At 66.7% G+C, this 26,437-nt stretch carries 18 protein-coding genes; 15 read left to right on the plus strand and 3 right to left on the minus strand.

The genetic code is table 11. The features are described 5' to 3' along the window. Positions 1-22: 22 nt before the first annotated feature. The 5 genes from hpaE to hpaI all read left to right on the plus strand — a co-directional run bounded on the left by hpaE (position 23) and on the right by hpaI (position 4,469). Complete coding sequence (gene hpaE / locus HWY30_RS21395; RefSeq protein ID WP_090806339.1) at positions 23-1,480, plus strand: 5-carboxymethyl-2-hydroxymuconate semialdehyde dehydrogenase; 1,458 nt, start codon at positions 23-25, stop codon at positions 1,478-1,480. Positions 1,481-1,562: 82 nt separating this feature from the next. Further along, positions 1,563-2,426, plus strand: a complete 864-nt coding sequence (hpaD, locus tag HWY30_RS21400) for a 3,4-dihydroxyphenylacetate 2,3-dioxygenase (RefSeq protein WP_090806341.1) — start codon at positions 1,563-1,565, stop codon at positions 2,424-2,426. A 19-nt stretch (positions 2,427-2,445) separates the two neighbouring features. After that, positions 2,446-2,844 (plus strand): 5-carboxymethyl-2-hydroxymuconate Delta-isomerase, encoded by a 399-nt coding sequence (locus tag HWY30_RS21405; protein WP_090806343.1) that lies wholly within the window; start codon positions 2,446-2,448, stop codon positions 2,842-2,844. Positions 2,845-2,851: 7 nt separating this feature from the next. Continuing rightward, entirely contained in the window at positions 2,852-3,655 is an 804-nt protein-coding gene (gene hpaH, locus HWY30_RS21410; RefSeq protein ID WP_090806345.1) for a 2-oxo-hept-4-ene-1,7-dioate hydratase, read from the plus strand. Positions 3,656-3,665: 10 nt separating this feature from the next. Then, a complete protein-coding gene (gene hpaI, locus HWY30_RS21415) occupies positions 3,666-4,469 on the plus strand; it encodes a 4-hydroxy-2-oxoheptanedioate aldolase (RefSeq protein ID WP_090806347.1) in 804 nt (267 codons plus the stop codon). Between the two features lie 21 nt (positions 4,470-4,490). Here the strand turns inward: hpaI and HWY30_RS21420 are convergent, their stop codons facing one another. Continuing rightward, complete coding sequence (locus tag HWY30_RS21420; protein ID WP_090806349.1) at positions 4,491-6,812, minus strand: bifunctional diguanylate cyclase/phosphodiesterase; 2,322 nt, start codon at positions 6,810-6,812, stop codon at positions 4,491-4,493. 499 nt (positions 6,813-7,311) lie between these two features. On the opposite strand from HWY30_RS21420, the gene bcsD reads away from it, so the two are divergent. From bcsD to HWY30_RS21470, 10 genes are all read left to right on the plus strand, one after another. Next, complete coding sequence (bcsD, locus tag HWY30_RS21425; protein WP_090806351.1) at positions 7,312-7,767, plus strand: cellulose biosynthesis protein BcsD; 456 nt, start codon at positions 7,312-7,314, stop codon at positions 7,765-7,767. Positions 7,768-7,916: 149 nt separating this feature from the next. Beyond that, a complete protein-coding gene (bcsP, locus tag HWY30_RS21430) occupies positions 7,917-8,645 on the plus strand; it encodes a cellulose biosynthesis protein BcsP (protein WP_090806353.1) in 729 nt (242 codons plus the stop codon). Further along, on the plus strand, positions 8,642-9,430 hold the full coding sequence (bcsQ, locus tag HWY30_RS21435) for a cellulose biosynthesis protein BcsQ (protein WP_090806355.1): 789 nt from the start codon (positions 8,642-8,644) through the stop codon (positions 9,428-9,430). Before bcsP ends, bcsQ begins: the two co-directional genes overlap by 4 nt. After that, positions 9,427-11,634 (plus strand): UDP-forming cellulose synthase catalytic subunit, encoded by a 2,208-nt coding sequence (bcsA, locus tag HWY30_RS21440; protein WP_090806357.1) that lies wholly within the window; start codon positions 9,427-9,429, stop codon positions 11,632-11,634. Before bcsQ ends, bcsA begins: the two co-directional genes overlap by 4 nt. Positions 11,635-11,637: 3 nt before the next feature. Then, positions 11,638-14,202: a cellulose biosynthesis cyclic di-GMP-binding regulatory protein BcsB gene (bcsB, locus tag HWY30_RS21445; protein ID WP_090806359.1), complete on the plus strand. Its 2,565-nt coding sequence runs from the start codon at positions 11,638-11,640 to the stop codon at positions 14,200-14,202. 19 nt (positions 14,203-14,221) lie between these two features. Next, the gene (bcsZ, locus tag HWY30_RS21450) at positions 14,222-15,409 is read left to right on the plus strand and encodes a cellulose synthase complex periplasmic endoglucanase BcsZ (protein WP_090806361.1); all 1,188 of its coding nucleotides are present in this window, start codon (positions 14,222-14,224) and stop codon (positions 15,407-15,409) included. After that, positions 15,400-20,115 carry a cellulose synthase subunit BcsC-related outer membrane protein gene (locus HWY30_RS21455; RefSeq protein ID WP_090806363.1) on the plus strand — a complete coding sequence of 1,572 codons (4,716 nt, stop codon included), beginning with the start codon at positions 15,400-15,402 and terminating at the stop codon, positions 20,113-20,115. Before bcsZ ends, HWY30_RS21455 begins: the two co-directional genes overlap by 10 nt. A gap of 571 nt (positions 20,116-20,686) precedes the next feature. Beyond that, the gene (locus tag HWY30_RS21460; RefSeq protein WP_090806365.1) at positions 20,687-23,347 is read left to right on the plus strand and encodes a hybrid sensor histidine kinase/response regulator; all 2,661 of its coding nucleotides are present in this window, start codon (positions 20,687-20,689) and stop codon (positions 23,345-23,347) included. Between the two features lie 209 nt (positions 23,348-23,556). Then, the gene (locus tag HWY30_RS21465; RefSeq protein WP_090806367.1) at positions 23,557-23,883 is read left to right on the plus strand and encodes a transposase; all 327 of its coding nucleotides are present in this window, start codon (positions 23,557-23,559) and stop codon (positions 23,881-23,883) included. Positions 23,884-24,038: 155 nt separating this feature from the next. Beyond that, on the plus strand, positions 24,039-24,305 hold the full coding sequence (locus tag HWY30_RS21470) for a hypothetical protein (RefSeq protein WP_090810108.1): 267 nt from the start codon (positions 24,039-24,041) through the stop codon (positions 24,303-24,305). 28 nt (positions 24,306-24,333) lie between these two features. Here the strand turns inward: HWY30_RS21470 and HWY30_RS21475 are convergent, their stop codons facing one another. Continuing rightward, positions 24,334-25,710 carry an ATP-binding protein gene (locus tag HWY30_RS21475; protein WP_090806369.1) on the minus strand — a complete coding sequence of 459 codons (1,377 nt, stop codon included), beginning with the start codon at positions 25,708-25,710 and terminating at the stop codon, positions 24,334-24,336. After that, positions 25,707-26,420 carry a response regulator gene (locus tag HWY30_RS21480; protein ID WP_090806371.1) on the minus strand — a complete coding sequence of 238 codons (714 nt, stop codon included), beginning with the start codon at positions 26,418-26,420 and terminating at the stop codon, positions 25,707-25,709. The genes HWY30_RS21475 and HWY30_RS21480 overlap by 4 nt, the downstream gene beginning before the upstream one ends. Between the last annotated feature and the right edge of the window lie 17 nt (positions 26,421-26,437).

Genomic DNA, 26,437 nt, shown 5'->3' on the forward strand with positions numbered 1-26,437 from the left:
CGAACAGCGAAAGGACAAGGCAATGCCGATCGACCATCTGATCAACGGCGAGGCGTGCACCTCGAGCGACTATTTCGAAACCGTCAATCCGGCCACCCAGGAAGTGCTCGCCGAGGTCGCACGCGGCGGCGCGAAGGAGATCGATGCGGCCGTGCAAGCGGCCAAAGGCGCCTTCCCCGCCTGGGCCGCGAAACCCGCCGCGGAACGCGCGAAGCTGATTCGCAACCTCGGCGAGCTGATCACGAAGCACGTGCCGGAAATATCGGAGACCGAAACGAAGGACACCGGCCAGACGATCTCGCAGACCCGCAAGCAACTGGTGCCGCGCGCGGCCGACAACTTCAGCTATTTCGCCGAGATGTGCACGCGCGTCGACGGCCACACGTACCCGACCGACTCGCATCTGAACTACACGCTGTTTCATCCGGTCGGCGTGTGCGCGCTAATCTCGCCGTGGAACGTGCCGTTCATGACGGCCACCTGGAAGGTGGCGCCCTGCCTCGCGTTCGGCAACACCGCTGTGCTGAAGATGAGCGAGCTGTCGCCGCTGAGCGCCTCGATGCTCGGCAAGCTCGCGCTCGAAGCGGGCATCCCGGCGGGCGTGCTGAACGTCGTGCACGGCTATGGCAAGGAAGCGGGCGAGCCACTCGTTGCGCATCGCGACGTGCGCGCGGTGTCGTTCACCGGGTCGACCGCGACCGGCAATCGCATCGTGCAGACCGCGGGCCTGAAGAAGTTCTCGATGGAGCTTGGCGGCAAGTCGCCGTTCGTGATCTTCGACGACGCCGACTTCGAACGCGCGCTCGACGCCGCGGTGTTCATGATCTTCTCGAACAATGGCGAGCGCTGCACCGCGGGCTCGCGCATTCTCGTGCAGCGCTCCATTTACGCGCGGTTTGCCGAGCGCTTCGTCGAGCGCGCGGAGCGCCTGACGGTTGGCGATCCGCTCGCGGACAGCACGATCGTCGGCCCGATGATCAGCCAGGGGCATCTCGCGAAAGTGCGCAGCTATATCGAGCTCGGCCCGAAGCAAGGTGCCACGCTTGCGTGCGGCGGGCTCGATACGCCCGAGTTGCCCGACGCCTTGCGTCACGGCAATTTCGTCACGCCGACCGTGTTCGTCGACGTCGACAACCGTATGCGCATCGCGCAGGAAGAGATCTTCGGACCGGTCGCGTGCCTGATTCCGTTCGACGATGAAGCCGAGGCGATCCGTCTCGCCAACGATATTTCGTATGGTCTGTCGAGCTATATCTGGACCGAGAACACGGGCCGCGCGTTGCGCGTGGCGGCCGCCGTCGAAGCCGGCATGTGCTTCGTGAACAGCCAGAACGTGCGCGATCTGCGCCAGCCGTTCGGCGGCACGAAGGCGTCGGGTGTCGGCCGTGAAGGCGGGACGTGGAGCTACGAAGTGTTCCTCGAACCGAAGAACGTCTGCGTGTCGCTCGGCTCGCATCATATTCCGCGCTGGGGCGTTTAATCGCGACGTCAAACGAAATTGCTAAAGCATGGGACCGGAGTAAGAGCTGACGCTCTAACTCCGCTCGACACGGGAGACCGCGATGGGCAAACTCGCGTTGGCAGCAAAAGTTACACATGTGCCGTCGTTGTATTTATCCGAGCTCGACGGTCCGCACAAGGGTTGCCGTCAGGCCGCGATCGACGGACACCATGAAATCGGCCGACGCTGCCGCGAACTTGGCGTCGATACGATCGTCGTGTTCGACGTGCACTGGCTAGTGAATAGCGAATACCACATCAATTGCGCGCCGAAGTTCGAAGGCGTGTACACGAGCAACGAGCTGCCGCATTTCATCAGGAACATGCCGTATGCGTATCCGGGCAATGTCGGGCTCGGTCAGCTGATCGCGGACGTCGCCAACGAAATGGGCGTGAAAAGCCGCGCGCACAGCGAGACCACGCTCGAGCTCGAATACGGCACGCTGGTGCCGATGCGCTATATGAACGGCGATCAGCACTTCAAGGCGGTGTCGGTGGCGGGCTGGTGCATGTGGCACGACCTCGCGACCAGCGCGCGTTTCGGCCTCGCGGTACGCAAGGCCATCGAAGAACGCTACGACGGTACGGTGGCCATTCTCGCGAGCGGCTCGCTGTCGCATCACTTCGCGAACAACGGCACCGCCGAGCAGTTCATGCACAAAGTCTGGAGCCCGTTCCTCGAACAGATGGATCGCAGCGTGGTGCGCATGTGGGAAGCCGGCGACTGGAAGACCTTCTGCGACATGCTGCCGCTCTACAACGAGAAATGTTGGGGCGAAGGCGGCATGCACGATACCGCGATGCTGCTCGGTGCGCTCGGCTGGGATCGTTACGACGGCAAGGTCGAAGTCGTCACGCCTTATTTCGGCAGTTCGGGCACCGGCCAGATCAACGCGATCTTCCCGGTCACGCCGCTACCCGTCTGACACTCGCGAAGGAATCGCCATGCCTCACTTGACACTCGAATACAGCGCCAACCTCGCGGACGCGCAACGCCTCGGCGAACTCTGCAAAGACCTCGCGCAGTGCCTCGACGCGCAGCGCGATAACGGCGAGCGCGTCTATCCGCTCGGCGGCATCCGCGTGCGCGCGCTGCGCTGCGACCAGTACTGCATCGCCGATGGGCGGCCCGACGCCGCGTTCCTGCACGCGAATCTGAAGATCGGCGCGGGCCGCCCGGAGGCCGTCAAGAAGGCGACCGGCGACGCGCTGTTCGCGCTGATCAAGCAGCGCTTCGCCACTGAGTTCGAACGGCAGGGGCTCGCGTTGTCGCTCGAAATCAACGAGTTCAGCGAAGCGGGCACCTGGAAGCACAACAATCTGCACGCGCGGTTCAAGGGCTGACATCATCATGCTAGACGAACAAACCATTCGCGACCTCGCCGCGCAACTCGATCACGCGGAAAAGACCCGCACGCAGCTGCGCCATTTTTCCGCGCAGTATCCAGAGATGACCGTACTGGACGGCTACGCGATACAACGCGAGTGGGTCAAGCTGAAACTCGCCGAAGGCCACGTAATCAAGGGCAGGAAGATCGGCCTGACGTCACGCGCGATGCAGCGCTCGTCGCAGATCGACGAACCGGACTATGCGCCACTGCTCGACAGCATGTTCATCGAAAGCGGCCAGGACATTCGCGTGGATCGCTTCATCGCGCCGCGCGTCGAAGTGGAACTCGCGTTCGTGCTGAACAAACCGCTGAAGGGCCCCGGCGTCACGCTGTTCGCTGTGCTCGACGCGACCGCGTACGTAAGCCCGGCCGTCGAAATCATCGACGCGCGCATCGAGCAGTTCGATCGCGAAACACGCGCGCCGCGCAAGGTCCATGACACGATCTCCGACTTCGCCGCGAACGCGGGCGTCGTGCTCGGCGGCCGGCCGGTGCGTCCGCTCGACGTCGACCTGCGCTGGGTCGGCGCGCTGCTGTACAAGAACGGCGCAGTCGAGGAAAGCGGGCTCGCGGCGGCGGTGCTCAACCATCCGGCCACCGGCGTCGCGTGGCTCGCCAACAAAATTGCTCCGCATGACGAATCGTTGAATGCGGGCGACGTGATCCTGAGCGGCTCGTTCACGAGCCCGGTTCCCGCCCGCGCGGGCGACACGTTCCACATCGACTATGGCCCGCTCGGCGGCATCGGTCTGAATTTCATCTGAACGCATCAATATGTCCTTGCCGAACAACCCCTTCAAGCGCGCGCTCGCCGAAGGCAGACCGCAGTTCGGCCTGTGGGCCGCGCTCGCCGATGCCTACGTGACCGAGCTGCTCGCCACCGCCGGCTTCGACTGGCTGCTGATCGACAACGAGCACGCACCGAACGACGTACGCAGCACGCTGTCGCAATTACAGGCGGTCGCCGCGTATCCGTCGCATCCGGTCGTGCGGCCGTTACGCAGCGACGCCGCGCTGATCAAGCAGTTGCTCGACATCGGCGCGCAAACGCTGCTGCTGCCAATGATCGACACGGCCGCGCAAGCGCTCGATGCGGTCGCGGCCACGCGTTATCCGCCACAAGGCATTCGCGGCGTCGGCAGCGCGCTCGCGCGTGCGTCGCGCTGGAATCGCGTGCCCGACTATCTGGACACCGCCGCCGACGAACTGTGCGTGATCGTGCAGGCGGAGACCGTGCAGAGCCTCGACAACCTCGTGGAGATCGCGCATGTGGATGGCGTCGACGGCGTGTTTTTCGGGCCGTCGGATCTGAGCGCGTCGATGGGATTGCTCGGCAAGCCGGGCGACGCGCGCGTGCGCGACGCGATTCGCCACGGCATCGACACCGTGCGCACCGCTGGCAAGGCAGCGGGCGTGCTCGCCCCTGATCCCGCGCTGGCGGCCGAATATCTGGCGGCGGGCGCGACCTTCGTCGCGGTCGGCACGGACACCGGCTTGCTGAGCCGCGCGGCCGCGGACCTCGCCGCGTCGTACAAGAGCCTGGCGGCGAGCGCGCCGCAGGTCAAAGGCGGGTATTGAAGCGAAAGCCTTTCACTTCCCCTACTCGCCCGCCGGCCAAGGCAAGCCTCGCGCCGACCAATCCAGCTCGACCCCCAACACACAGCGCCCGCTCGCCAGCTGCACGGCAAGTGTCACTGCGATGCACGGCCGCCCGCTCGCGAGCGACAGATAAGGATTACTGGTGACCGCCTCGCCGGGCAGCAGCACCGCATTGCGGAAGTACGGCCGATGATCCCAGCGCGCATCGCGCGGATTCGCGACCGGCTGCAGCGACGCCGCGTCCTCGCACCACGCCGGCCCGCGCACCTCGTGACCGATCTGGCGGCCGGTGTCGTCGAGGATGAAACAGCTGATGCAACGCTTGAAGGTGGCGAGCAGCGCGAACGCGTCGTCCATCATGGCGCCGGCGCGCAAGCCGTCGGCCGCGCGCCGCAGTTCGAGCCGGTACGGCTCCATTTCGGATTCGAACAACGCATGCTGATGCGCACGGCCCTGCGCGATCACGTCGAACGCATCGTCGATCTGGCGATGCACCGAGTCGGGCGGCGCGATCTCTGCCGCGGGCCGCCCTAGCAGATAGCCCTGCGCGAAATCGACATTCGACTCGACCGCGAGAATCAGCTCGTCGGCCGTCTCGACGCCTTCGACGACCACCAGCATCCCCGCCTGGTGCAGCAGCGACACGAGTTTCGGCAGGATCGGCTGCTGCGTGCCGTGCGTGGTCGCGCGAATCAGCTCGCCGTCGAGCTTGACGAGGTCCGGCCGGATCCGCAGCAGCCGGTCGAGATTCGACTGGCCCGCGCCGAAGTCGTCGACTGCGATCAGGAAGCCGTGCTGCCGATAGCGCGCCGCCGCGCGCGACATCTCGTCGACGCTGCCGCCATGCGATTCGAGAATCTCCAGAATCACGCGCTCGGGTTCGAGCCCCGCGGCGCGCACGATCTTCGTCAACTGGTCGGCGTAGCCTTCGGCGACGAAGGTGGACGGCAGGATGTTCAGGAACAGCCACGCGTCGCCGGGCAGCGCGCGACGCGCGTTGCCGAGATGCACCGCGTGGCTCGCGCGGTCGAGCGCGCCTTCGTCGCTCGACGGCTTCGGCGCGAACATCACGACCGGCGGCACCAGCGTGCCGTCGTCATGCTCTCCGCGCAGCAGCGCCTCGAAGCCGACCTGCTTCTGATGCGATAGGCTGTAGAGCGGCTGAAAGTGCGAGATCAGATAGAAGTCTTCCCAGCGGTAACGCGCCGGGTCGGCGCTCGGGTCGCCGAACGGTGACTGCAGCGCGTCGAACGGCAGCGCGCGCTCCGCGCAGACACGGTTGCGGCCCGTCTGCTTCGCGCGCAGCAAGGCTTCGTCCGCGCGATCGAGCAGCATCATGAAGCTTTCGCCGCGCCGATGCTCGGCGACGCCGAAGCTCGCGGTCAGATGGCCGTCCGGCCGTTCGATCGCGGCGATGTCGAGGCGCAGCCGCTCGGCGATCTGCAGCGCGCCGGTGAGATCATTGTCGAGCAGCAGCGCGAATTCCTCGCCGCCGATGCGGCTCACGCTTGGGTAGAGCGCAACCGCGTCCTTCAGCACCTGCGCGACCTGGAACAGCGCATGGTCGCCGACCGCGTGACCGAAGCGGTCGTTGAGCGACTTGAAGCTGTCGATGTCGAGAAAGATCGCGCTGATCTGCGCCCCTGGCGCCAGCGTCTCGAGGCGTCCCTGCGCGTGCTTGACGAACGAGCGACGATTTTGCAGGCCGGTCAGCGGATCGGTCGCCGCGAGTTGCGCGAGCTGGCTCTCGAGCAGAAAGTGATTGCGCCGGAAACGGTAGAAGCCGAAATGGAATACCACCGCCGTCGGCGCACCGATCGCGATGAGCCACGTCCACACGGCCGCGTCGACCTCGGGCGTATGAGCTTTGCCGCGCAGCAGCGCGATGGCCGCCGCGTAGAACACCACGCTGCCGGTGACGAAATGCGCGGGCGTGAGCCATAGCGGCGCCGCGCAGATCGGTATCACCACGAATGCGGGCAATAGCCACGGCAACGGATGCGCGAGGCCCTTCGCATTCAGCACGAGCCCGGCGATCAGCACCAGTTCGTACGCGACGCCGATCGCGCCGAACAGCGCCGTCGACTTCGCGCGCGGGATCGCCAGCACCAGCAGCGCGAGCAGGAGCGCGCATAGCAGCCGGTACGCGAGCGGCCCGGCCGGTGCGCCGACCAGTTCGCGCGCCGTTACCGTGCACAGGAACGCAACCACCGTGAAGCCCATCGTCACGAGGGAAAGCGGCCGCTGATGGTCGAGCGAGCGCTGGTGAAAGCGCTCACGCATGCTTGGCTCGGGCAGGTGCTGCGTCGGGATGGCAGACATAGATGGTTGATCAGGGTTTCCGGTCACTCGCCAATAGTTATCGGCAAACGTTCGATAAACATTTATGGCTAACGTAACACGACGTATAAATTCGGCGCCTGCGTGCCGAACGACGCCGCGCCGATCTTTCGCGCGACTCACCATCCGCCGAATGCATGATTAAAAGACTAAAGCTCAAAGCAGGCCGGATTGCCGGCTAATACACCTATGGTTCCGCAAGCCTTTTCGCGCGCCAGGCGAAGATTAACCTTTCAATTTCTTTTAAGCAGCAAAAATTACGCAATTCATGTGGCTCGATTGCGCGCTTATTACCGTATAAGCCGAGCAATGGAAAGTGGCTAAAAGCGTGTGTCTTAAGTAGACTGCTTGCAATGTGTGCCGGACACCCTAGACAACCCGGTAGAAATGACGTAATCGGCGCCCCGTTGCCGAACGACTCCAATGCTCAATGGCTGTCACGTCCGCAATGTGCAACGGGCCGCGACCACTTCCGGAAAACATGGTCCCAATCCTCAACTATCTCCTCGAACGCCAAATCTCGCCGCAATGGCGCGGCATGCTGAGCGCGCTGGCGAGCGAGTTCGAAGCGCAAATCGGACACGACGAGCTGCGCCAGCTGATGCATCGCGTCGGCAGCCGTTTCGCGCTCGCGTATCCGCTGCCCGCCTGCGCATCGACGGCCGAGCTCGAGCAGGTGTTGAATTCTTACTGGCATCAGATGGATTGGGGTTACGTCGCGCTCGCCGATGAGGCGGAGTCGCTGCGCATCATTCACTATTGCGCGCCGCTGCCCGCCTTCGGCGAATCGGCGCTCGCCTGGACGCCGGCATTTCTCGAAGGCGCCTATCAGACGTGGCTGAGCGCGTTGGGCGCGCAGGGTTTGTCGGTCGTGCAGACGAGCGCGTTCGGCGAGGACAGCTCGCTCGAATTCCGCCTCGGCCGTCACCCCGCCTGAGCACCAGCGGGTGCTGCACGCATACGTGCGAACGAGCGCGTGCGACGGCGATACAGCCGCCACGCAGAATCAGGGAAGGCAGTTCAAATAAACAGCACCCCGAGCAGTCGGTTTGGGGCCATGCACGGTATGTAAGAGACGACGGCATCATGAGTTCATCGAGCGACATCGAAAAACTGTTCGAGCAATTTGGCGGCGACGCCAACGCGTACCAGGAGATCGGCCGCGAGAACGACGCGCGCACCGCGCGCACTCGTTGGCCGCTGCTCGTGACGCTCGATCTGACGCAACCGGCCATTCCGGCAATCGGCCAGCTTCGCGACGCGAAACCACAGCCGCCTATAACCGTGGCGCCACGGGCCGCCGTCCACGAGGACACGACACCGAAGGACATGGCATCCGTGACGCGCGCGAAGGCACCGCTGTTCACGCGCCCGCACCGGCGTGACATTCCACCGGTACCTGTGGCCGCAGCCCAGCCCGCGGCGCCGAGCGGCGCGTCACGCTTCCGCACGGCTGACGAACTCGACGAGGCGGCCGCGCAAACGATTGCGCCTGTCGCGCCAGGCAGGACACGCCCCGCCGCGCCCGCTCATGGCAGAGCGAGCACGGCACCGGCATCGTCGATGCCACCGCCACCAGCGCCGCAACCCACCTATACGGCCCAACCCGCGCAACCGGCCCAACCGCCGTCGATCCTCGGCAAGATGTTTGCAGCGCAAACCCCGAGCGCGCCGCCGCAAGCGGCCGCGGCCGCGTCGCTGAACTCGGTGTTCGACCGTCTGCGCGGCACGTCCGCCCGAGGCACGCAAGCACCCGCCGGCACCGCGCGCGGCGGCTTCGCCTCGTGGCTCACCAACGGTCCGCGTCGCTCATGAAGGTCATTGCCGTGGTGTCCGCCAAAGGGGGGGTCGGCAAGACCACCCTCGCCGCCAATCTCGCCTCCGTGCTCGCCAACAGCGGCCGGCGTGTGATTGCACTCGATCTCGATCCTCAGAACGCCCTGCGGCTGCACTTCGGCGTGCCGCTCGACAGCATCGACGGCCTGTCGCGCGCGACTCTCTCGGGCAACCCGTGGCAAACGGTGATGTTCGACGGTATCGACGGCGTGACCGTGCTGCCGTACGGCGCGCTGCTGGAGGACGACCGCCGCCGCCTCGAGGCACAGATCGACCAGCATCCGCAATGGCTCGCGCAGTCGCTGCAGCACCTGCGGCTCGATGCGTCCGACATCGTGATCGTCGATACGCCGCCCGGCTCGTCGACCTACGTGCGAACCGCGCTGAGTGCGGCCACCTTCGCGTTGAACATCGTGCTCGCCGACGCCGCGTCGTACGCGGCGATCCCGCAGATGGAGCGGCTGATCGAAACCTACGCGGCGCCGCGCGCGGACTTCGGCGGCGTCGGCTACGTGATCAATCAGATCGACCAATCCCGCCAGTTGACCAAGGACGTGCTGAAGGTGCTGCGTCAGATGCTCGCCGGCAAGGTGTTCCCCGGCGTGATCCATCTCGACGAAGGCGTCAGCGAAGCGCTCGCCTGCGACACCACGCTGATCCATTACGATCCGCTGAGCCAGGCCGCCGCCGATTTCCGCGCATGCGCCGCGTGGCTCATGGCGGCGCTCGACGCGATCGCCGCCCGGCCAAGGAACGTCGCATGAGCAGTCCAGCCTCCTCGCGCGAGCCCGAGGGCGGCGAGCCGTCGCGGTTCCAACGCTTCATCGACGCAAGCTTCTGGAACAGCCGCATCGTCACCGGGCTCGTCACGATGCTCGCGCTGTACATGCTGTACTTCGTGTTCACGGTGCCGCTCGAGTTCTATCAGCAGCTGACCTTCGCGACCCTGTGCTTCGTGCTCGCGCTGCTGTTTCGCCGTCGTCCCGGCCGCTACGCGACGATGGTGATGATCATGCTGTCGATCGTCGCGTCGGGCCGCTACATGTACTGGCGGCTGACCGAAACGACCTACTGGGAGCATCCGCTCGACGCCGCCTGGGGTCTGCTGCTCGTGTCCGCCGAGCTCTACGCGACGATCGTGCTGATGCTCGGCTACTTCCAGACCGCGTGGCCGCTCAAGCGCAAACCAATGCCGCTGCCCGCCAATCGCGACGAATGGCCGACCGTCGACGTGTTCATCCCGACCTACAACGAGCCGCTCGCCGTCGTGAAGCCGACCGTCTACGCGGCGCTCGCGCTCGACTACCCGGCCGACAAGATGTCGATCCACGTGCTCGACGACGGCCGCCGCGCCGAGTTCAAGGCGTTCTGCGAGGAAGTCGGCGTGAACTGGACGATCCGCACGCACAATCGCCACGCGAAGGCCGGCAACATCAACGAGGCGCTGAAGATCACGAGCGGCGAGTACCTCGCGATCTTCGACTGCGATCACATCCCGACCCGCTCGTTCCTGCAGATCGGCCTCGGCTGGTTCCTGCGCGACAAGCTGCTGTCGATGCTGCAAACGCCGCACCACTTCTTCTCCGCCGACCCGTTCGAGCGCAACCTCGGCACTTTCCGCAAGGTGCCGAACGAAGGCGAGCTGTTCTACGGCCTCGTGCAGGACGGCAACGATCTGTGGAACGCGACGTTCTTCTGCGGCTCGTGCGCGCTGCTGCGCCGGAGCATGGTCGACGAGATCGGCGGCATCGCGGTGGAGACCGTCACCGAGGACGCGCACACCGCGCTGAAGCTGCACCGCCGCGGCTACACCACCGCGTATCTGGCGATTCCGCAGGCCGCCGGCCTCGCGACCGAAAGCCTGTCGGGCCACATCGGCCAGCGCATCCGCTGGGCGCGCGGCATGACGCAGATCTTCCGCATCGACAATCCGCTCACCGGCAAGGGGCTGAAGATCGGCCAGCGGCTGTGTTACCTGAACGCGATGATGCACTTCTTCTACGGCGTGCCGCGTCTCGTGTTCCTGACCGCGCCGCTGTCGTATCTGTTCTTCGGCGCGCATGTGATCGAGGCGGCGGCCAGCACGATCGCGATCTACGCGCTGCCGCACATGATGCACGCGAGCATCACCAACTCGCGGATGCAGCGCCTGTTCCGCCATTCGTTCTGGGCCGAGGTGTACGAGTCGGTGCTGGCGTCGTACATCACCGCGCCGACGCTGCTCGCGCTGATCAACCCGAAGCTCGGCAAGTTCAACGTGACGGCCAAGGGCGGCGTGATCGAGAAGAGCTACTTCGACTGGTCGATCTCGCGACCGTATCTGTTCCTGCTGCTGCTGAACCTGCTCGGTTTCCTCGCGGGTCTCATGCACATCTACATGAACTGGCACGTGCGCAGCATCGTCGAGACCACACTGCTCAATCTCGCGTGGACCAGCTACAACATGCTGATCCTCGGCGCGAGCGTGGCCGCCGCGAGCGAGCGCCGCCAGATCCGCGCGGTGCCGCGCGTCGCGATGAAGATGCCGGTGATGCTGAAGTTCTCGACCGGCCGCACCCTCGCGTGCGAAACGATCGACTACTCGGAAGGCGGCGTCGGCGTCGCGCTGCCCAGCACCATCGAAGTGCCGATGCAGGAGCGCGTGACCGTGTCGCTGTTCCGCGGCGACGAAGAGTACGCGTTCCCCGCCACCGTCAGCTTTACCGAGCCGGGACGCGTGGGGCTGCGCTTTTCGTCGATGTCGCGCGAACAGGAGTACGAGTTCGTCAAAACCACCTTCGCCCGCGCGGACGCGTGGACCGGCTGGGCCGAGGGACGCGAGACGGACACACCGCTGCGCGGCCTGTCGCACGTGCTGAAGGTCGGCGTGCGCGGCATCGCGGGGCTGTTCGAACATCTGTACGACGACTTGCGCAGTTCGATCAAAAGCCGTCCCGCAGACGTCAAGAAGCTAAAAGCGAAAGACTGATCTATGGGCTACCGGATGGCCACGGACAATATCGAACGCCCGGCACACGGGCGCAACAGCATTGGACCCCAATCGCGCCTGTTTGCTTGTCACGGCTTGCGACACTCGCGGCGAATCATGCGCGGCGTCGCCTGCTGGCTCGCGCTGCAGACCGCGCTGGCGTCGTTCGTGCCGCTCGCTGAAGCGGCCAGCCCTGCCGCCGCCGCCGCCAAACCGGCGTCGGACGCGGCGGCACCCGCCGGCGCGCCGCAAACCCCGCAAGTCGCGACCGGTGTCGGCAACGTGCCCGCGCCGAGCGCGGCGGTGCCGTTCGATCCGAACGCGATCGCCCAGGGCCAGCTCGCCACGCCGACGCCCGCGCTCGCGGCGGCGTCGGTGAAGGCGCTCGGCGCGCGCACGCCGACCACCGCCGAGCCCGGCACGCTGGTGCCCGGAGGCCGCCGCCAGACGCTGACGTTCGCCGACTTCGGCGCGCTCGACCCGTTGCAATTGCGCGGCGTCGACGGACAGAACGGCATCGCGTTCTCGGTGCGCGGCGACGAGGTCGTGACCGGCGCGACGCTGCATCTCATCTACAGTTATTCGCCCGCGCTGTTGGCGAACCTGTCGCAGCTGAAGGTGCTGGTCAACGGCGAAGTCGCGGCGACGCTGCCGCTGCCGCACGAGCAGGCCGGCATGCTGGTCGCGCGCGAGATCACGATCGATCCGCGCTTCATCACCGACTTCAACCGCCTGAACCTGCAGCTGATCGGCCACTACACGACGGCCTGCGAAGACCCCGCCAACTCGTCGCTGTGGGCGACGATCAGCAACGCGAGCTCGCTCGACCTGACCTACTCGTCGCTCGCGACGAAAGCGGAGCTGGCCGCGCTGCCGCAGCCGTTTTTCGACCGCCGCGACGTGCGCCGCCTCGAGCTGCCGTTCGTGCTCGCGCAGAAGCCGGGCAACGGCACGCTCGAAGCCGCCGGCATCGTCGCGTCGTGGTTCGGCTCGCTCGCCGGCTACCGCGGCGCGGTGTTTCCCACCCAGCTCGACAACGCGCCGCTGTCGGGCAACGCGGTCGTGTTCGCGACCAGCGACCAGCATCCGGCCGGCGTGACGATTCCCGAGATCACCGGGCCGACCATCGCGGTGGTCGAGCGCAACGCGAACGCGCGCGGCAAGCTGCTGCTCGTGCTCGGCCGCAACGAGGCCGAGCTGAAGACCGCCGCGAAGTCGCTCGGGATCGGCCATAGCGCGCTGTCCGGCGCGAGCGCCACGATCACGTCGCTGCACGAAATTACGCCGCGCGTGCCGTACGACGCGCCGAACTGGCTGCCGACCGACCGCGCGGTGCGCTTCGGCGAGCTCGCCGATCCGAAAGACCTGACCGTGTTCGGCTACGACGCCGACGCGGTGCGCATCAACATGCGGGTGCCGCCCGATCTGTTCATGTGGCACACGCGCGGCGTGCCGATCGATCTGCGCTACCGCTACACGGTGCGGCCGGCGCGCGACCGCTCGTCGCTGAACATCAGCGTGAACAACGGCTTCGTGCAGGCGCTGCCGATTCCGGCGCGCCCTGCGTCGGTGTTCGACCTGAGCCGCTACTTCAACCTCATCATGCCCGACGGCACCGCCGATGCGCGCCGCAACATCCGCATCCCGCCGCTGCTGATGACGCCGCGCATACAGCTGCGGCTGCACTTCTACTACGACATCCCGAACACCGGCGAATGCGCGGGCCGCCTGCTGCAGAACGTGGTCGGCGCGATCGATCCGAACTCGACGATCGACCTGTCGTCGTTCCCGCACTACATGGCGCTGCCCGATCTGGCCGCGTTCGCCAACAGCGGCTTTCCGTTCACGCGGATGGCGGACCTCTCCGAGACCGCCGTCGTGCTGCCGGACGACCCGGACGCGAGCGACTACAGCCTGTATCTGCTGACGATGGGCCGGATGGGCGAATCGACCGGCTATCCGGTCTCCGGCGTGACCGTCACCCATGCGGCCGACGTCGAGCGCCTCGCCGACAAGGACCTGCTGGTGTTCGGCGCGCCTGGCAAGCAGCCGCTGTTGCAGCGCTGGTCGAAGTCGATGCCGTTCTCCAGCGACGGCGCGGCGCACACGTTCCAGCTCACCGACCTGGTGTTCAAGCTGCGGGACTGGTGGCACGGCGAGCACGGCGTCGAGCGCACGCCCGCGCGTGCCGATCTGACGATGGTCAGCTCGAACGGCGCGGCGCTGCTAACCGGCTTCGAGTCGCCGCTGCAGCGAGGCCGCAGCGCGGTTGCGCTGATCAGCGCGGCCGGCCCGTCGGATGCCGATCTGTCCGCCGCGCTGCTCGACGCCGACGTGCTGCCGAAGATTCAAGGCGCGATGGCCGTGATCCATGGCCGCGCCGTCACCATCACGTCGAACGGCACCGCGTACTACGTGGGCAGTCTGTCGCCGCAGGAGTATCTGCGCTGGGCACTGTCGTCGCATCCGCTGCTGCTGTTGCTCGGCGGCGTGCTCGCCGCGCTGATCATCGCGGCCTTGTGCTACCGGACGCTTCGCGCGATCGCCGCGCGTCGACTGAAGGACTGATGGAACGGATATGACTCGAATGCGGTTTCGGATCAGCAGAAGAACCTCTTTTACGCTCGCGCTCGGTATCGGCATGACGGCGTCGGCCAGTCTGGCGGGTTTGAGCGGCGCCGCTCAGGCCGCGCAGAACGGCGCTGCATGCGGCGACTGGGGCGCCTGGCAAAGCTTCGTGCAACGCTTCGTCCAGGCCGACGGCCGCGTGATCGATTACTCGACGCCGGCCCAGCAGACCACCTCGGAAGGCCAGTCCTACGCGCTCTTTTTCGCGCTGGTCGCCAACGACCGCGCGACCTTCGACAAGCTGCTCGGCTGGACCCGCGCGAATCTCGCGGGCAACCAGTTCGACGCCCAGAACCTGCGGCTGCCCGCATGGCAATGGGGCAAGAAGCCGGACGGCTCGTACGGCGTGCTCGATCCGAATTCGGCGTCGGATTCCGACCTCTGGATCGCCTACGATCTGCTGCAGGCCGGCCGCCTGTGGCACAACCCCGCCTACACGCAACTGGGCCAGTCACTCGCCGAGCGCATCGCGCACGACGAAGTCGCGAATCTATCTGGCCTCGGGCCGATGCTGCTGCCGGGGGCGCAGGGCTTCAGGAACGGCAACGTCACGCGTCTGAATCCGAGCTATCTGCCGCTGCCGGTGTTGCGCGCGCTCGCGCACGAGGTGCCGGACGGCCCGTGGGCCACGCTCGCCGACAACGCTTATCAGTTCGTCAAAACCGTGTCGCCGCAAGGCTTCGCGCCTGACTGGGCGGCGTGGCAGAACGGTCGGTTCGTCGTCGATCCGAAGAACGGCGACGTCGGCAGCTACGATGCGATCCGCGTCTATCTGTGGGCCGGCCTCGCTTCGCCCGCCGATCCGCTCGCGAAGCCGTGGCTCGGCGCGCTCGGCGGCATGCGCGCGAAGGTCGCGCAGAACGGCTTCCCGCCGGAGAAGGTGTCGTCGACCACCGGCGCGGCGAGCGGCGAAGGCCCGCTCAGCTATTGGGGCGCGCTCGCGCCATACTTCAAGACACTGGGCGACGAGCACGGACTCGGCCTCGCGCGCACGCGGCTCGCCGCGCTCGGCGCGAACGTTCCGGGCCGTGAACCGGTGTACTACGATCGTGTGTTGGGTCTGTTCGGCACGGGGTTCATCGATGGCCGCTATCGCTTCGATGAAGCCGGCGGTCTCGTGCCCGCCTGGAGGACCGCATGCGATTGAACGCCCTCGCCGGGTCGCTGCATATCGCGCTGTCCGTCGGCGCGCTCTTGTGCGCGGCCGCGGTCGCGCCCGATGCGCTCGCGCAGGCGAGCAAGGATCCGCTGACCGTGCTGATCGATCAGGGCAAGTACTGGCAGTCGCATCAGCGCGGCGACCTCGCCGAGCAGGCCTGGCAGAAGGTGCTCAGCATCGATCCGAAGCAGCCCGACGCCCTGTTCGGCATGGGCATGGTGCTGGCCGACCGCAAGGACGGCGCCGGCGCGCAGCAGTACCTCGCGCGGCTGAAGGCGGCCGCGCCGAACTATCCGAATCTCGATGAACTCGGCCGCCGCCTTGGCGAAACGAGCCCGCGCGACCAGACCATCAGCGAGGCGCGCCGGCTCGCGCAAGCCGGTCAGAGCGCGAGCGCGGCGCAGGAGTATCAGCGCGCGCTGGCCGGCAAGCCCGCAACGCCCCAGTTGCAGCTCGAGTATTACCAGGCGCTGTCGGCGACGCCGCAGGGCTGGGACGAAGCACGCCGCGGCCTCGAACAGCTCGCCCACGACAACCCCAACGACCCGCGTTTCGCACTCGCGTACGCGCAGCATCTGACCTATCGCGACGTCACGCGGCGCGACGGTATCGCGCGGCTGCAAAAGCTCGCCGGCGACACCTCGGTCGGCGCGGCGGCGAAAAAGAGCTGGCGCCAGGCGCTGCTGTGGCTCGACGCGCGGCCCTCGGACGCCGCGCTGTACGAGTCGTACTTCCAGACCGCTGGTGAAGATGCCGCCGTGAAGGCGCGCTTCGAATCGATGGTGCAGCAGGACAGCGCGGCGCGCGCCCGCGCGCAGGAAAACGCCGCCGCCGACGCGCGCGGCCGCGTGATCGCCGACGGCTTCGCCGCGCTCGACCGCGACGACATCGTGAGCGCGCGCGCCAGGTTCTCGTCGGTACTCGCGAACAGTCCTAACGATACCGACGCGCTCGGCGGCATGGGCATCGCCGCGCTGAAGCAGGAGCGTTTCGCCGAGGCGCGCAACTACCTCGAGCGTGCATCGCGCGGACCGAATCCGGCGCGCTGGAAAACCGCGCTCGACAGCGCGACCTACTGGACCTACACGAGCGAAGCGATCGGCGCGCGCAGCAATGGCGAGTTCGCGAAGGCGAAGGCATTGTTCGAGCGCGCGATCGCGCTGAATCCGTCCGACGTGACTGCCCAGGTGCAGCTCGGTGAAATGCTGCTCACGACCGGCGACCCGGCCGGCGCCGAGCAGGCATACCGGATGGCACTGCGCCGCCAGGCCGACAACCCGGACGCGATTCGTGGCCTCGTCGGTGCGCTCGCCGCGCAGGGCCGTGCCGACGAGGCGCTGCAGTTCGCCAATCAGCTGAACGCGCAGCAACAGGCGAAGGTCGGCGGCATCGACCGTTTGCGCGGCGACGCGCAGGCAGCGCAGGCGCGCGCGGCCGAAGCGCGCGGCGATCTCGGCAGCGCGCGCAGCCTGTTCGAAGACGCGCTGCTGAACAAGCCCGACGATCCGTGGCTGCGGCTCGACCTCGCACGCATCTACGTGCGCCAGGGCGCGGTCGCGAATGCGCGCAGCATGATGGACGGTCTGCTCGCCACGCATCCGGACATGACCGATGCGCTGTACGCGAGCGCGCTGCTGTCGGCGGAAACGCAGGACTGGTCGACCGGTCTCGCGCAGCTCGACCGTATTGCGCCCGCACAGCGCACCGATGCGATGACGACGTTGCAGCATCGGCTGTGGGTGCATCGGCAGGCCGACCTCGCGACGCGCATGGCGAACAACGGCCAGACGCAGCAGGCCATCGCGACCTTGCGCGCCGCCGAGCCGGTGGCCGGCAACAACCCCGAGCTGATCGGCGTGATCGCCGGCGCGTACCAGCAGGCCGGCGACCCGACCCGCGCGCTCGCACTCGTGCGCGGCGCGATGAGCGCGGCGCCCGGCAACACCGATCTGCTGCTGCAATACGCGAGCATTCTGTCCGCGGCCAACCAGCAGGCCGAGCTCGGCGCCGTGATGCGCCAGTTGCAAGGCATGCAACTGACGCCGCAGCAGCGCACTGACTTCAACAACCTGAATCTCGGCATCGTCATCCGACAAGCCGACGCGGTACGCCTGCGCGGCGATCTCGCGAGCGCCTACGAGGTGATCGCGCCGTGGCTCGCCGCGATGCCCGACAACCCCGACCTGCAGGCCGCGCTCGGCCGCATGTATGCGAGCGCGGGGGACGACCGCAACGCGCTCACGAGCTTCCGTGTCGCGCTGCAGCGCCGCCCCGACGATCTGAATCTGCTGCAGGCGGCGATCTCGGCTGCGGCCGGCGCGAAGCAGTTCAGCTACGCCGAAACCCTCGCGAACCAGGCGCTCGCCCTCGCGCCCAACGACCCGGGCGTGCTCGCGACCGTGGGGCGCATGTATCGCGCCCAGGGCAAGCTGTCGCTCGCATCGACCTATCTGCAACGCTCGCTGGTCGCGGCCAATACGCCGCTGGCGGCGAACGCGCCCCGCAACGCAGGCACCAACGTGCCGCGCGGCTGGGAAGCGGCGATGGGCCAGATCGGCGCGACGCCGCTGCCGGGCACCAATCCATTCGAAGGCAAGACGGCGATCGTCCCTTCGGGCGACGCCGACAATGCCGCGCGTCCCACGCTTCCGTTCCTGAATACGCAGCCTTCCTCGCCGACGCAGACCGTGCCGAACTATCCGCCGCCCCTTCAGCCCGCGCCGTATGTCGCGCCGTATGTCGCGCCCTATACGGCGCCCGCCGCGACGCCTTATAACGCGCCTGCCGCACAGCCCGCGCCGGTCGCCGCACCGTACGGAGCGCCCCGCTCCGCCGCCGAGGTCGGTGGCTACGGACAGGAATCCAACGGATCGAGCCAGTCGGGCGCGCCGTTGCAGCCTTATCCGGGGCAAGGTCAGGCGCCCGGGCAGCCGATGCCGCGGCAGCAGTACGACGCGGGCTATGCGCAGCAGCAGCCCTATGCGCAGCAGCAAGCGTATCCGCAGCCACAGCCTTACCCGCAGCAGCAAGCGTATCCGCAGCAACCGGCATACGGGCAACCGGCGTACGGGCAGCAGCCCTACGGCGCGCAGGACGGCTATGCGGCCACACCGTGGCCTATGTCGCCGGCCGCGCGCCAAGCGCAGGCCAACGCCGCGTCGACGACGGCGCTGCCGTACGGATCGACACGCACGAGCACGCAGAAGAGCGCCAAGAAGAGCACGGCGAAAACGAGCCAACCCGCGCCGGTCTACGCGCAGCCGCCGCCGCCGTATCCGCAGCAGCAGGGCTACGCGCAGCCGTATCAGCCGTACCCGCCGCAACAGCCCTATCAACAGCAGCCTTACCCGAACCAGGGCTACTACGCGCAGCAGCCGTACATTCCGCAACCGCCGCCCGGCTACGCGCAGCCGTACTACCCGCCCGGCAGCAACGCGCAGAACAACCCGCAGTCGAACGTCGCGAACGCGCAGACGCTCGGCGTCGCCGAGGAGCTTGCGCAGGTCAATCGCGAGCAGTCGAGCACCGTCTCGGGCGGCCTGATCTTCCGCAATCGCGTCGGCGAGGACGGACTGTCGTCGCTCACCGACATCGAGGCGCCGATTCAGGGGCGTATCAAGGCGGGCAACGGTCACGTGGTCGTGACCGCGACCCCGGTCACGCTCGACGCAGGCACCGCGTCGAACAGCACGTCGACGCTCGCGCGCTTCGGCGCGGGGCTTTCGACCGCGTCGTCGAAATCGGCGGCGCAGAACGGCACCAACAACTACGGCAGCCAGACCGCGAGCGGTGTGGGCCTGTCTGTCGGCTATGACAGTCGCAGCATCAGCGGCGATATCGGCGTGACGCCAATCGGCTTGCGCGAGACCAACATCGTCGGTGGCGCGCAATACAACGGCGGCATCACCGACAAGGTCTCGTACTCGATCGCGGTCGCGCGGCGCGCGGTGACGGACAGCCTGCTGTCGTACGCGGGCGCGCGCGATGCGGCCGCCGGCCTCGAATGGGGCGGCGTCACGTCGAACGGCGCGCTTGCCAGCCTCAGCTGGGACGACGGCACGAGCGGCCTGTACGTGAACGCGTCGTATCAGCACTACATGGGCACCAACGTGCCGAGCAACAACGCGATCAAGGGCGGCGGCGGCGTCTACACGCGTCTGCTGAAAGACGCCGACCAGACGCTGACGGTCGGCGTGAACACGACGATCATGGGCTACAACCGCAATCTGTCGTACTTCACTTACGGCCAGGGCGGCTACTTCAGTCCGCAGCAGTACGTGATCCTGAATCTGCCGGTCGAATGGTCGGGCCGCGCGGGCCTGTTTACATATGACGTGAAGGGGTCGATCGGCGTGCAGCATTATCGCGAGGATGCGTCGAACTATTTCCCGCTGAACGACGGCTCGTCGCGGCAGGGCGACGCGGCCGCCGCCGCGCAATCCCTCGGCAACGGTCTGACCGCCGTCTACCCGGGTCAGAGCAAGACCGGCGTGTCGTATTCGATCAGCGGCGTCGGTGAATATCAGCTCGCGCCGCAGCTCGCGGTCGGGGCGACCGCGTCGCTCGGCAATGCCTATGAATATCGCGAGTGGCTCGCGGCCGTGTACGTGCGCTACAGCTTCAACAAGCAGACCGGCTTGCAGCCGTTCCCGCCGGTGCCGTTGACGTCGCAGTATCTGTCGCTGTCCAACTGACGGACGCACTCGTTGGGTGAGGTCGCGGCTTGCATTCGATGAATCGCAAGCCTCGTCGCCCCCGCCCTCACTTTCGTTCGCACTCCATCGCATAGCGCCGGCCATGCTCGAGATAGCCGGCCTCGTGGCTGCTCACGAGCTCGACGGCGGGTTTGGGGAGTGGATATCGTGTGATGTTTTCCTTCGCCATCGTACGGTGCGTTCCATTGAAGTTCGAAGCTCGCAGGAATCGGGGACGACAGCACGATTCGCACCTGACAGCGGGCACGACCACGCCCTACGCGAAGGTATCGAGCCACGCCGGAAATGCGGGCGCTTCTTCCGCTTTCGCCGCGCAGCAAACGCGCCTCGCGGTAAATGTCGCCCGCGCATCGAACGAGGTGCCAAATTGGTACGGTTTCGGACACGGGTGCTTACCCGGCAAAACCCCGAATAGCGTCTGCGATGCATCACCGATAAGGCGTTGTGCCCTACAATATTTGGGGTTCGCGAGGGTGCGCAACGCGCGCGAACCCTCGAAGCTTCGGTCAAGAGCCAATCATTTTCGACGTGATTTCACGTGGAGCGCTGCATGCCTTTTCCGGCACAAGACTGCGGCTGCGCTGGCTGGCGCGGCGAGATGGCGCGACGCATCAGCGAATTCGACTGGCGCGCCACCACCCTCGGCGCGATCGAAAACTGGCAGCGCAGTCTGACCTCGACGGTCCAGATGATGCTCGCCTCGCCGATGCCGCTCGTGCTGTTGTGGGGCGAGCCCGGCTACATGATCTACAACGACGCCTATGCGGTCTTCGCGGGCGGGCGGCATCCGTATCTGCTCGGCCGTCCGGTCGAAGACGGCTGGCCCGAAGTCGCCGATTTCAACCATCACGTGATGGTCACCTGCCTCGCGGGCGGCACGCTGTCGTATCGCGACAAGGCGCTCATGCTGCTGCGCGACGGCAAGCCGGAAGACGTGTGGATGGATCTGTACTACAGCCCGGTCGCGGGCGACAGCGGCGCGCCGGCCGGCGTGCTCGCGATGGTCGTCGAGACCACCGGGCGCGTGCTGACCGAGCGGATGCGCCAGCAAGCCGAAACCGAATTGCACGAGACCAACGAACGCCTGCAGCTCGCTCTGAATACCGGCGCGGTGCTCGGCACCTGGGTGCTCGATGTGCGCACCGGCGAGGTCACGGGCGACGAACGCTTCGCGCGGACCTTCCTGTTTGCGCGCGATAAAGCGTCGAAGGGCGTCGCGCGCGATGCCGTGACGCAGATGATCCACCCCGACGACCAGGCGCACAACGACCGCCTGACCGCCGAAGCGATCCGCAGCGGCGAGCCGTTTCGCGCCGAGTACCGAATCCGGCGGCCTGACGGCGGCTATATGTGGGTACAGGCGAACGGCCGCTGCCAGTTCGATGAACACGGCGAACCGACGCGCTTTCCGGGCGTGCTGATCGACATTCACGATCGCAAGATCGCCGAACAGCAGCTTCTTCAGTTGACCGAAACGCTCGAGCAGCGCGTCGCCGATTCGATCGCGGCGCGCACGCTCGCCGAGGAACAACTGCGCCAGGCGCAGAAGATGGAAGCGATCGGCAGCCTGACGGGCGGCGTCGCGCACGACTTCAACAACGTACTGCAGGTGATCAACGGCAATCTGCAGATGCTCGCCGCCGACGCCAACGACGACCCGGTCGCGCAGCGGCGTCTATCCGCCGCGACCGATGCCGTCAAACGCGGCGCGAAGCTCGCCGCACATCTGCTCGCGTTCGCGCGGCGTCAGCCGCTGTCGCCGACCGTGCTGAATCCGCGCCGCCTGCTGACCGGCATGAGCGAGATGCTGCATCGCGCGCTCGGCGAAACGGTGCGGATCGACACGGTGCTCTGCGACGATCTGTGGAACGTGCAGGTCGACCGCAACCAGCTCGAAAACGCGCTGCTCAATCTCGCGATCAATGCGCGCGACGCGATGCGCGCCGACGGCGTGCTGACCGTGCGCGCGACCAACCGCACGCTCGACGCCGCGTTCTGCCGCGGCAAGCCGGAGTTGTCGCCCGGCGAATACGTGGAGTTCTCGGTTGCCGACACCGGCTCGGGCATGCCGCCCGAAGTGCTGCAACGCGTGTTCGAGCCGTTCTTCACGACCAAACCCGACGGCCACGGCACCGGCCTTGGCCTGTCCATGGTGTTCGGCTTCGCGCGGCAAAGCGGCGGGCATGTGTCGATAGAAAGCGAAGTGGGACACGGCACCACGGTGTCGCTGTTCTTTCCGCGCTGCTGCGAGGCGGAGACGCCGGAGACCGTCGATGGCACCGCGGCACCGGTCGGCGGCGGCGAAACGATACTCGTCGTCGAGGACGATGCCGACGTGCGGCTGACCGCGGTCGAAATGCTCGCGCAGCTCGGCTACAAGGTGCTGACCGCGTCGAACGGCGACGCGGCGCTCGAATTCATCGACAGCGACATGCCGATCGATCTGCTGTTCACCGACGTCGTGATGCCCGGCAAGCTGAAGAGCGTCGAGCTCGCGCAACGCGCGGCCGCGCGCACGCCACCGCTGCCTACGCTGTTCACGTCGGGCTATACGCGCGACGAAATCGTCCACCACGGCAAGCTCGACGCCGGTATCACGCTGCTGTCGAAGCCGTACCGGCGCGACGATCTTGCCCGTCTGGTGCGTAACGTTCTACGCGCGGGCGCCGCGCGCGTGGACCACGCGGCCGGGATGCGCGAAGCGCGTATCGCCGCATGCGTGCCGCCCGCCGCGTACGAAGGCGCCAACACGTGCGCTACTGCGAAGGGCCCGCGGAAAGCGTCGAACAAAGAGCCGAAGAAAAAGCCGCACAAGCCGATCCAGCCGCGTGCGGCCCACGAAGCCGCGCGCGTGCTGTTCGTCGAGGACGACACCGAATCGCGCGAGGCGCTCGGCGAACTGCTCGGCGCGTTAGGCCTCGCTTGCACCGCGGTCGCGAGCGCGGAAGCAGCGTTGCCGCTCGCGAACACGCAACGCTACGACGTACTGTTGACCGACCTCACGCTGCCCGGCATGTCCGGCCACGAACTCGCGCGCGCGGTGCGGCGCGTGCAGCCGGAGATACGCGTGCTGCTGGTGTCGGGCTACGGTCGCAGCGCGGAGATCGGGGCGGCGATTCCGGGTGCACGGCTACTCGGCAAGCCGCTCGATATCGCGCAGTTGCGACACGAGTTCGCGCAATGGCTCGACCACACCGAAGCGGCGTCCTAGATGCTATGAGGGAGAGCAGCGTCAGCTCCTTCAACGTGGTCGCGGTAATCCCCGGCGCGTCGCTGATGAAGGTTTGAAAAGCAACGCTAGCATCATCGGCCGCGAAGCAATCCGCGGTTCAGCGGACCAAACCCCGTGTAAATCCGGAATTAGAAGGAGCCGCCCAAACCGTAAGATCGACATAAACCGGTCAGTCAGGTGTTTGCGGCATGCTAGATCTTCCTCTTTCCGATGACGCCTGGGCGCGCATCAGTCATCTGTTCAAGCAGGACCCGAAGAAACGTCTGGGCCGGCCCGCGCGTCCTCCGCGCGAGATCCTGGACGCGATTCTGTGGGTCGTCACGCGCAACGAGAAATGGCATCGGCTGCCCGGCACGTTTCCGCCGTCGCAGACGTGCTACATCAGGTGGCTGCAATGGCGCCGCACGGGCTTGATGAGCGCGATTCTCGACGAGCTCGGCCTGAGCGGTTGCGCGCTTGCATCGGCGTCTCGCGCGGATTCGGCGCCTCCGGCGGGGTCGACTGCCGACGCCTGAAATCGCGGCCTGGAATGGCATATATTGTTGGTAAGGATGAGTACCGCAACGGCGCGGCCCCGATCTGCATCAGCCGCGCGGGTGCGGGTATGATGCCGGGCGCGGTGCCCTCCGCACCCGCTTCCGATGCCGCATTTTTTGCCACGAGAACCATCATGCCTGCCCAACACGACGAAGCACCCGGCGCTCACGACACGACGGACAAGCGGCAGCGCAAGACGCTGTCCATGTCCGTGCGCAATCTCCTGATGGTCGCCATTGGCGTCGTGATGTTCACGATCGTGTCGGGCGTCGTGCTGTACAACCCGATCATGTACGGCGACGAGATCCCGAACTTCGGCATCATCCTGATGCTGACCGTGCCGGTCATCGCGGGCGTCGCGTTTCGGGTCGGGCTCGACGCGTGGCTCGATCGCGAGTGAGCGGCAAGAACGCCACCGCCTCATCCCATCATGCCGCCTTGACCGGCGGCAATACGACCCACACTTCAAGGCCGCCGCCGTCGCGCGGATGAAACTGCAGGCCGCCGCCGTGCAGCCGCGCGATCCGATCGACGATCGACAGCCCCAGCCCCGTGCCGCCGCTATGCGCACGCGCATTGCGGCCGCGCTGGAACGGCGCCTTCAGCTTCTCCAACTCCTCCGCCGTCAAACCTTTACCGCGATCGCCGACCGCAACCGTGACCGCGTCCTGCGTCGCCCACGTGCGCACCGCAAGCCCGCTGCCGCCGTAGACGATCGCGTTCTGCATCAGATTCATCAGCAGCCGCATCATGCTGATCGGCCGATATCGAACGGCCGGCAAGCTGCCCAGCGACAGGTCGAACTCGTGCCCGAGCCCCGCGAAGTCGCCCGCGAGCCGTTCGATCAGCGCATTCAGATCGCCGGGCTGCGCTTCCTCGCGCTCGCCGCTGCCCGCGTAATCCATGAACTGCTGCAGAATCGTCTCGATCTGATCCAGATACGATTCGGCGGCGATGACGAAACTGCTGTCGGCCCCCTGCGGCATCGCCATCGCCATCGACAGGCGCAGCTTCGTCAACGGCGTGCGGATGTCGTGCGAGATGCCCGCGAGCATCAACGCGCGCGTCGCTTCGGCGTCCTGTAACGCGCGCGTCATCTGATTGAAAGCGCTGCCCACGGCGGCGATTTCGGCGGGGCCGTCGGTGGGCAGCGGCGCGGGCAGGTCGCCGGCGCTGACGCGCCGCGCCGCTTGCGTGAGCTCGTGCAACGGTTCGTTCAGGTGCAGCTGGATCGCGTAGCCGGCGAGCGCGGCGAGCACGCCGAGACCCAACGACAGGAAGATCGCCGCTTCGAGGCCGCTGCCCTGCGCGTCCTCGGGAACCGGCAGCGCGATCCAGTATGGCGCGCCGGCCAACGAACCGGCCGCGTGGTCGGACCCGGCAGCCGGCGCATGCATGCGAATCCACAGCCGCTGCGCGCCCTCGGTCTGCCACCGCACGGGCATATCGGCGGGCAGATGCTTCTGCAGGCTGTCGATGAAAACGCCGCGCTGATAGGTGCTGTACACATGCAACAGATCGTGCGGCGGTGTGTCGGTCGCTTCGGGCGGCAACTGCTCGCGCGCGTCGAGACGCGCGGTCAGCGCCGCGCGCGAGGCGGGCGGAGTGGCCGCGAGCAGGTTGTCGAGCGTCGTCACATAGGTCGCGAACACGGCCGCCGCGCGTTCGACGCGTGGCCGCTGCACGTAATGCAGCAGCACGACGATCGAGCAGATCTGGCTCAGCATCACGAGCGCGATCAACAGCGCGATATTGCGCGCGAGCAGCGTGCGCGGCAGCAGTGCGCGCGACAGTGAGCGCATCATGATTCGACATCGGCGACGAGCATATAGCCGACGCCCCAGACGGTGCGAATGAAACGCGGCTTCGACGGATCGTCCTCGACGATCTGCCTCAGCCGCAGCACCTGTACGTCGATGCTGCGATCGAGCGCGTCATGGTCGCGCCCTCGCGCACGCGCGAGCAGGTTGTCGCGGCTCACCGCACGATTCGGCGACGACGCGAGCGCGACCAGCAGCAGCATCTGCGCGGAATGAATCTCGAGCGGCTCGCCCGCGCGCGACAGCTCCTGCTTGCCGATGTCGAGCGTGAAGTCGCCGAAACGCACGCGCTGCGACGTCAGCGTGAGGTCGCCCGCGGCCATCTTCTGGCGGCGCAGCAACGCATTGATTCGCGCCACCAGTTCGCGCGGCAGAAACGGTTTCGCGAGGTAGTCGTCGGCGCCGGTTTCGAGGCCGGTCACGCGATCGAGCGGATCGCCCTTCGCCGTCAACATCAGGATCGGCAAGGTCTGCCCTTGAGCGCGCAGCTTCGCGCAGATCTCGAGGCCGTCCTCTTCGCCGATCATCAGATCGAGTATCAGCAGGTCGAACGGCTCGCGCTCCAGGTAGCGATTCAGGCGCTTGCCGTCCTCGGCCGCGCGCACGTCGAAGCCATGACCGCGCAGAAAGCGCAGCAGCATGTTGCGCAACTCGGCTTCGTCGTCGAGCACGATGATCCTGGCGGGGCGTTCCATCCGAAAGCTCCTCGATA

Source organism: Paraburkholderia tuberum STM678 (assembly GCF_902833905.1).
GTDB classification, from domain to species: Bacteria; Pseudomonadota; Gammaproteobacteria; order Burkholderiales; family Burkholderiaceae; genus Paraburkholderia; species Paraburkholderia tuberum.